4 protein-coding genes are annotated in these 3,054 nt (G+C 67.4%); all 4 read right to left on the reverse strand.

Annotated features, from left to right (window positions below):
- Positions 1 to 120: 120 nt before the first annotated feature.
- A complete protein-coding gene (locus ACRDSQ_RS14275) occupies positions 121 to 1,599 on the reverse strand; it encodes a glycosyltransferase family 39 protein (RefSeq protein ID WP_431421549.1) in 1,479 nt (492 codons plus the stop codon).
- 46 nt (positions 1,600 to 1,645) lie between these two features.
- Positions 1,646 to 2,092 carry a type IV pilin protein gene (locus tag ACRDSQ_RS14280; RefSeq protein ID WP_431421550.1) on the reverse strand — a complete coding sequence of 149 codons (447 nt, stop codon included), beginning with the start codon at positions 2,090 to 2,092 and terminating at the stop codon, positions 1,646 to 1,648.
- On the reverse strand, positions 2,089 to 2,520 hold the full coding sequence (locus ACRDSQ_RS14285) for a type IV pilin protein (RefSeq protein ID WP_431421551.1): 432 nt from the start codon (positions 2,518 to 2,520) through the stop codon (positions 2,089 to 2,091). The genes ACRDSQ_RS14280 and ACRDSQ_RS14285 overlap by 4 nt, the downstream gene beginning before the upstream one ends.
- Before the next feature lie 185 nt (positions 2,521 to 2,705).
- On the reverse strand, positions 2,706 to 3,054 hold a 349-nt coding region (locus tag ACRDSQ_RS14290; RefSeq protein ID WP_431421552.1), incomplete at its 5' end, for a hypothetical protein.

Raw genomic sequence — 3,054 nt, forward strand, 5'->3', positions numbered from 1 at the left:
CCTCGAGGAGAGGCGGCAGGGCCGCGGCCTCGTTGTACGCGGGAAGCACGATCCACACCTCCGCACCGTCCGTGGGCCGGACCGCTGACCCGACAGGGTTGCGTTGTGCTGCCTCGCTGCTCATGGCGGCCGAGTGCGCTCGAGGCGCAGCAGGCGGGCCATGTTGATCGCCTCGCGCGCCTCCACAGTGTACGACGCCTGGCCCAACGCTGCGATCAGTGTCTCGACCGACGGCGGGACCGGCGGGACCGTCACAATCCACACCCGGGGATGCTGCACCAGCATGCTCACGACGGCCGGCAGACGCACGCCGCCCGGACCGATGACATCCGCGCCGTTGGGGGTCAGCGCAATCCGGGGCTCGGGGCCGCGGAAATAATAGTTCACTGGAATTCGAGCGAATCCAGGCAGAAACACGATCACGTCCCCGTCCCGAGTCTGGGCGGCGAGGGTCTGAGACACCTTTCGCCAGTCGAAGACATCCAGCCGCGGCTGCCGGTAGAACCGCACCAAGGCGCTGGCGTTCACCAGCATCATCACACCCAGGCCGACGACCACGACGGTGCGCATCCAGCCAGGCGACCTGGTAGTGGCGATTCCGCTCGCCGCCAGCATGGCCAGCGGCGGGAGCGCGAACAGGAGATAGCGCGGGGCGAAGACATGGATCGCGTACGACACGGCGAACGATGAGACCACCGGGACGATTCCGGCGCACACGAGCAGCGCCGGCGCGCCGCGGTCGCGGGACACGGTCCGGTATCCCCCGATGGCCGCTGCCGCGGCCAGGCTGATGAGGACCCATGCGAGTGTCCGCGGAAGGGCCTCCGACCCCACCACGTCAAACACCGGACGCCCCAGGGTCAGATAGGCCATGGTGTCCATCAAGAGCAGGGGGCTGAGGGGGGGCCGAAATGCTGGCCACGCCCTTCCGCTGGAGATTTGGCCGACCATCGCCGGCAGCCACGGGAGCAGGACTACCACGACGCCCGCGCCGGCGATTACCCACTTCTGCCACACGCGCGCAGCCGGCCGGCGCCAGACCAGATAGATGGCCTGCGACGCGATGACAAAGAAGCCGTAATAGTGGCCGAAGACCATCGCGGCGGTGGCCGCAACGTACGCAAACCACGCCCGCGGCCGTTCAGCCTCCACCGCCGTCCAGAGCGCCCACCACGAGCACAGCGCGGTCAGCGAGAGCAGCCCGTACATCCGGGCCTCCTGGCCGGCGGCGACCTGCGACGGCGCGATGGCCACGAGGGCCGCAGCCACCAGGGCGGCCGCCGGGCCGACCAGACGGCGACCGAACAGCCAGGTGACCAGGACGACGGCGACGCTGAAGATCATCGACGGGAGCCGCACCGCGATCTCGCCGTCACCGAACAGCCGCATCCAGACGTGGAGCATCAGATAGTACAGCGGCGGGTGCGCGTCGTTCAGCGCGGTAATCGTCAGCAGCCGCCCGATTGGCAAGGAGGCCACGAACACGCTATACGTCTCGTCGAACCAGAGGGATTTGGCCGCCAGCCTCGCGATCCGCAGGGCAGCGGCGGCCGCGACGACGGTTGCGGCGGCGACAGACCACGGCGGAGGTACCCTCACGGACGCGGGGTTTCGGCGGTGCCCGTCTACGAACCTGTCAGGGCACCTACGGAAGTGACTCGGACTGCGTTGCCGATCCGTCCCCGTTGAGTGTCAGCGTGACGATGCCGGTGTTCACGGGCCCACACTTCGCCGGCGTACTGTCACCTGTGGCCAGGAGTTCAAGCCGCGCCGTGGTCCCGTCGGTCGCCAGTCCGTAGTCCCAGCAGCCATCGGCATCATCAGGGGGCGTGAACGAAAAGGTGGCAGGCATGTTGGCGCTCGTCAACCCGGCCCAGGTGCCGTATTGGACGTAGTAGGCCCATGCGATGGTGCGCAGTTCCTGCAGGACATGGTCGGCTTCCGTCACGAACGCGTGCCGCCGCGTCCCCAGGTAGCGCGGGACGGCGAGGCTGATCAACAGGCCGAGCACGGCCAGGACGACGAAGATCTCGATCAGCGTGAAGCCGCCTTCGGCCGACCGGGCGCGTTTGCGCGCACCCGTCTGGCTCACGGCAGACTCACCGCACGCGAGGACGATCCATTGCCGCTCACTGTGAGCGTCACGGTGCCGGTGTTCACGGGGAGGCACTTCACAGGGGTGGTATCGCCCGTGGCCCGCAACACGATCACCGTGGCGGTCGCGTCGGACTCCAGGTCGTAGTCCCAGCACCCCACGGCATCAGGGGGCTCCACGAATCCGAACGTCGCCGACACATTGGCCGCGGTGATCCCGGACCACCCTCCGTACTGCGTGTAGTAGCCCCACGCCAGGGACTTCAGCTCGTCGAGCACGGTGTCGGCTTCGGCGATGAACGCGTCGCGCCGCACACCGAGGTACCGCGGCGTGGCCAGGGCGACGAGTATGCCGAGGATCGCCAGCACGACAACCAGTTCGATCAGGGTAAAGCCACGATCAGGCCTGCGTATAAATCTTGCCATGAGTGCTCCCTGCCATAAAATGCCGGACGCCGTCGCGCACCCGTGTGAACTAAGAATCCACACAGGGTGTGCCCATGCGCAGAAAAGCCTAGACGTTCGACCGGGATCAGGTGAGTGCCTCTCACCAAACACGAAGGTGGCCCGTACTACGGGCCACCTCTACGCCGGTAGGTCTCGAGCGTGATCTACGGCAGCGACTGGGTTCGTGACGAGGAGCCGTCGCCGCTGAACGTCAGGTTAATCGAGGACGCGGCCACCCCGCCAAGCGGAGTGCACCGAGAGGGCGCGGCCGTGCTCTGCGCACTCATCTGGATCACGGTGGCGACGCCGCCCACCGAGATGCTGTAGTTCCAGCATCCCGCTCCGGGAGCCGTGAATCCAAACGCGGACGGAATGACGCCCGCGGCGATGCCGCTCCAATCACTGTATTGCTGGTAGTACGCCCACGCCAGCGTCTTCAGCTCCTGCAGGACGTTGTCCCCCTCGGCGACCAGGGCGTTCCGGCGAGCGCCCAGGTACCGGGGCACCGCCAGC

The sequence above is a fragment of the Actinokineospora sp. genome (assembly GCF_050699995.1).
Taxonomy (GTDB): Bacteria; Actinomycetota; Actinomycetes; order Mycobacteriales; family Pseudonocardiaceae; genus Actinokineospora.

Excerpts from the sequence above, each read along its gene's own strand:
- ACRDSQ_RS14285 (WP_431421551.1), bottom strand. The coding sequence starts at position 2,520 with ATGGCAAGATTTATACGCAGGCCTGATCGTGGCTTTACCCTGATCGAA.